The sequence below is a fragment of the Nostocoides australiense Ben110 genome (assembly GCF_001050535.1).
Classification (GTDB): Bacteria; Actinomycetota; Actinomycetes; order Actinomycetales; family Dermatophilaceae; genus Nostocoides_A; species Nostocoides_A australiense.
On the sequence record NZ_HG764815.1, the window covers coordinates 2,731,662 to 2,735,463 of the forward strand.

The window sequence follows — 3,802 nt, forward strand, 5'->3', positions numbered from 1 at the left end:
CACCTTGTTCAGCAGTCTCCTAGACCGTCCCGAGGCCGAGTTCCTCCGTGGAACGGGCGCGCATCTCGACCTTGCGGATCTTGCCCGTCACGGTCATCGGGAACTCCTCGACGCACATGACGTAGCGCGGGATCTTGTAGTGCGCGAGATTGCCCGTGCAGAACGCTCGCACGGTCTCGGCGGTCAGCTGTTCGGCGCCGGCGCGCATCTGGATCCAGGCGCACAACTCCTCGCCGTACTTCGCGTCGGGCACCCCGACCACTTGCGCATCGACGACGTCAGGGTGGGTGTAGAGGAACTCCTCGATCTCACGCGGGTAGATGTTCTCGCCGCCGCGGATCACCATGTCCTTGATCCGGCCGGTGATGCGGACATACCCGTCCTCGTCCATCACGGCCAGGTCACCGGTCTTCATCCATCCGTCCACGACGGCCTCGGCCGTCTTGGCCTCCTCCTGCCAGTAGCCGAGCATCACCGAATACCCCTTGGTGCAGAACTCGCCCGTGACGCCCCGCGGCAGAGTTTCGCCCGTCAGGGCATCGGCGACCCGGATCTCCAGATGGGGCCCGACGCGCCCCACCGTGCCGACCTTGTGATCGAAGGAGTCGTCGGTGCGGGTCTGGGTGGAGACGGGGGAGGTCTCCGTCATCCCGTAACAGATGGTCATCTCCTCGATGCCGGCGGCGATGACCTTCTTCATCATCTCCGCCGGGCACGGCGACCCGGCCATGATGCCGGTGCGCACGCTGCTGACGTCATAGGACTCGAAGTCGGGCAGCGCCCACTCGGCGATGAACATCGTCGGCACGCCATAGAGCGAGGTGCACTTCTCCTGTTGCACCGCCGCCAGGGTCGCGGCCGGGTCGAAGGCGGGTGCGGGGATGATCATCGCGGCGCCGTGAGTGGTCGCGGCCAGGTTGCCCATGACCATGCCGAAGCAGTGATAGAAGGGCACCGGTATGCAGATCCGATCCTCCTCGGTATAGCGGCAGATCTCGCCGACGAAGTAGCCGTTGTTGAGGATGTTGAAGTGCGACAGCGTCGCACCCTTTGGGAATCCTGTTGTGCCAGAGGTGTATTGGATGTTGATGGGTTCGTCGCACGTGAGGCTGTCCGAGATGGCCTGGACTTCCTCGGTGCTCACCTGGTCCGCCCTGGAGAGCAGGCGGTCCCAGGATTCGGTGCCGAAGAAGACGACATCGCGCAGGTCGGGGCATTTGCCTCGGACCTGTTCGACCATCGCCTGGTAGTCGCTCGTCTTGAAGGCCGGCGTCGCGACGAGGAGGCTGATGCCCGCCTGCCGCAGGACGTACTCGAGTTCGTGCGTGCGGTATGCCGGGTTGATGTTCACCAGGATCAGGCCGACGCGGGCCGTGGCGTACTGGACAACCACCCACTCCGCGCTGTTCGGGGCCCAGATCCCGACCCGCTCACCCACGGCATACCCGGCCGCCCGCAGGGCCCGGGCGACCCGGTCGACCTCCGCGCCGAACTCGGCATACGTCATCCGGATCCCGGCGGCGATGTCGACGACCGCGTCGCGGTCGGGGAAGCGCGCAATGGTCTCCGCCAGGTTGGCGTCGATGGTGGTGCGCAGCAGCGGGGGTGTTTCCTCGCCCTTGGCGTGGGAGAGAGTGGGAGCGTCCATCGAATCCTCCTGGCGTCGTCGCGATCTCCACTATTGCGCGCCTGCCGGCGCGCCGCTACCCAGGGGTCAACAAGCGGTCGTTCCGGGGCGCCGAGTGGCCATCAGAGGACAGCTCCCGGGTTCATGATCCCGAGGGGGTCGATGGCGGCCTTGATCCGGCGGGAGAGGTCCATGACGTCCGGGCCGAGCTGGGCGGGGAGGGCGGCCTTCTTGAGCCGGCCGACGCCGTGCTCGCCGGTGATCGTGCCGCCCAACTCGATCGCCGCGGCCATGACGTCGGCGAACGCGGCCTCGGCGCGCTCGAGAGCGCCAGGCTCGGCCGGGTCGTAGATGACATTGGGGTGGGTATTGCCGTCGCCCGCATGCGCCACGACCGGTATGGGCAGTCCGTGCCGGAGGGAGATCTCCTCGATCCGCGCGAGCAGCGCCGGCAGTCTCGGGACCGGGACCCCGACGTCCTCCAGCAGCATCGAGCCCTTGCACTCCAGGGCGGGCAGGGAGGAGCGGCGGGCGGCGAGGAACATCTCGCCCTCGTCGGGATCGGTCGTCGAGAAGACCTCACTCGCGCCAGCAACTTGGCAAATCTCTTCCACGACAAGGACTTCCGCGGCACGGGCATCGCCGGGCGAGTCGCACTGGACGAGCAGCAGAGCGGCCGCGTCGCGATCGAGACCCATCTCGCGCACGTCCTCGACCGCGTTGATCGAGTAGTTGTCCATGAATTCCACGAGCGACGGGCGAAGCCGATTACCCAGTGCGACAACGGCGTTGGCCGCGGCAGCGACGCTCGGAAAAGTGGCGACGAGGGTCGCGGCGGGGCTGGGCGCGGGGATCAGCCGCAGCGTCCCACCGACGATGACGCCGAGGGTGCCCTCACTCCCGACGAAGAGTTTGAGCAGCGACAGACCGGCGACATCCTTGATCGTGCTGCCGCCGAGCTTGACCAACGTCCCGTCCGGGAGGACGACGTCGAGCCCGAGGACGTAGTCGGTCGTCACGCCATACTTCACACAGCACAGGCCGCCCGCGTTGGTCGCGAGATTCCCTCCGATAGAACAGATTTCGTATGACGACGGGTCCGGCGGATAGTGCAGGCCGAGTTCTCGCGCCGCCTGCTTGACGGTGATATTCAAGGCCCCGGGCTCGACGACCGCGACCCGCATCGCGGGATCGATCTCCACTCGCGTCATGCGATCCAGGCTGAGGGTGATGGCGCCGTCGACGGCGAGCGACCCGCCGGACAGACCCGACCCGGCACCACGCGGCACGATGCCGATGCGGCGCTGCGCCGCCCAGCGGACCACGGCCTGGACCTCCTCGACGGTGCCCGGGCGCACCACGGCCAATGGCGTCCCCGCCCCCGCGCCCTTGGACCAGTCGTGGCGATAGGCCGCCATCCGGTCGGGGTCGGCCATGACGAACTGCGGGGCGAGCAACTGCGCAAGGTCGGCCAGCACGTCAGCGCCGTCCGGCTCCGGCAGGCCGTCCGGCGACAGTGGGCGTTCCGAAGTCATGGTCTCTGTATAGCAAGGTGCCCGGTCCACCCGCTCCCGGACGCCGATATCGAGTCGTGACCAACCGGCGGACCGGGGCCGCCGTCATACGGGTGTCAACGCCGGCTGGGCCCGGCTCGCTCACTGCCGCAAGGGCGCTCTCCGGTGCCCTCATCACCCAAAAGTCGATGCTGGCCGAGATGCAGGCGGCGGGCGGCCCCCATTGGAACTTCGAACGGGAGCTGAACCGAGCCGTCGGTGCCGCGCTGCCCGGCGAGCCGTACGCGACGATCACCCGACAGGCCATCTCGTCCTATCCCTCCAAGGACGGCCTGCGGGTCGCGGTCGACCAATGCGCCGCATACGCGTGCGCCGCGGGCGTCGTCAACGCCACCATCCCCTGGGACCGCCTGATCGCCCCGGATGCGGATATGTCCAACCAGTGGGGCCACTGACGCTCCGACGGGCCGGCGATCGGCTCCCCTCGCACTCGACGACCTTGAAGTGCACTCTCGACGCCGTCACGTGGGGCGGGTCAAACGGTCGATGAAGGCCAGGAGTAGGGCCTCGCGCAGGCGGGGCGGCGCCTGCGCCAACATGGCGTTGATCTCCGCCATCCGGTCGGGCAGGGCGCAGCCACCGCCGAGGCCGGCCAGTGCGA

Annotated in this window: 3 protein-coding genes; 1 reads left to right on the forward strand and 2 read right to left on the reverse strand. The window is 68.0% G+C overall.

Going from position 1 to position 3,802, the window contains the following annotated elements; genetic code table 11:
• Window positions 1–19: 19 nt before the first annotated feature.
• Entirely contained in the window at window positions 20–1,648 is a 1,629-nt protein-coding gene (locus BN11_RS13165; RefSeq protein ID WP_048698372.1) for an AMP-binding protein, read from the reverse strand.
• A gap of 101 nt (window positions 1,649–1,749) precedes the next feature.
• Window positions 1,750–3,162 (reverse strand): FAD-binding oxidoreductase, encoded by a 1,413-nt coding sequence (locus BN11_RS13170; protein WP_083433742.1) that lies wholly within the window; start codon window positions 3,160–3,162, stop codon window positions 1,750–1,752.
• Between the two features lie 56 nt (window positions 3,163–3,218).
• Here BN11_RS13170 and BN11_RS13175 point away from each other — a divergent pair, with 56 nt between their 5' ends.
• Window positions 3,219–3,596, forward strand: a complete 378-nt coding sequence (locus tag BN11_RS13175; RefSeq protein WP_048698374.1) for a hypothetical protein — start codon at window positions 3,219–3,221, stop codon at window positions 3,594–3,596.
• The last annotated feature ends 206 nt before the right edge of the window (window positions 3,597–3,802 follow it).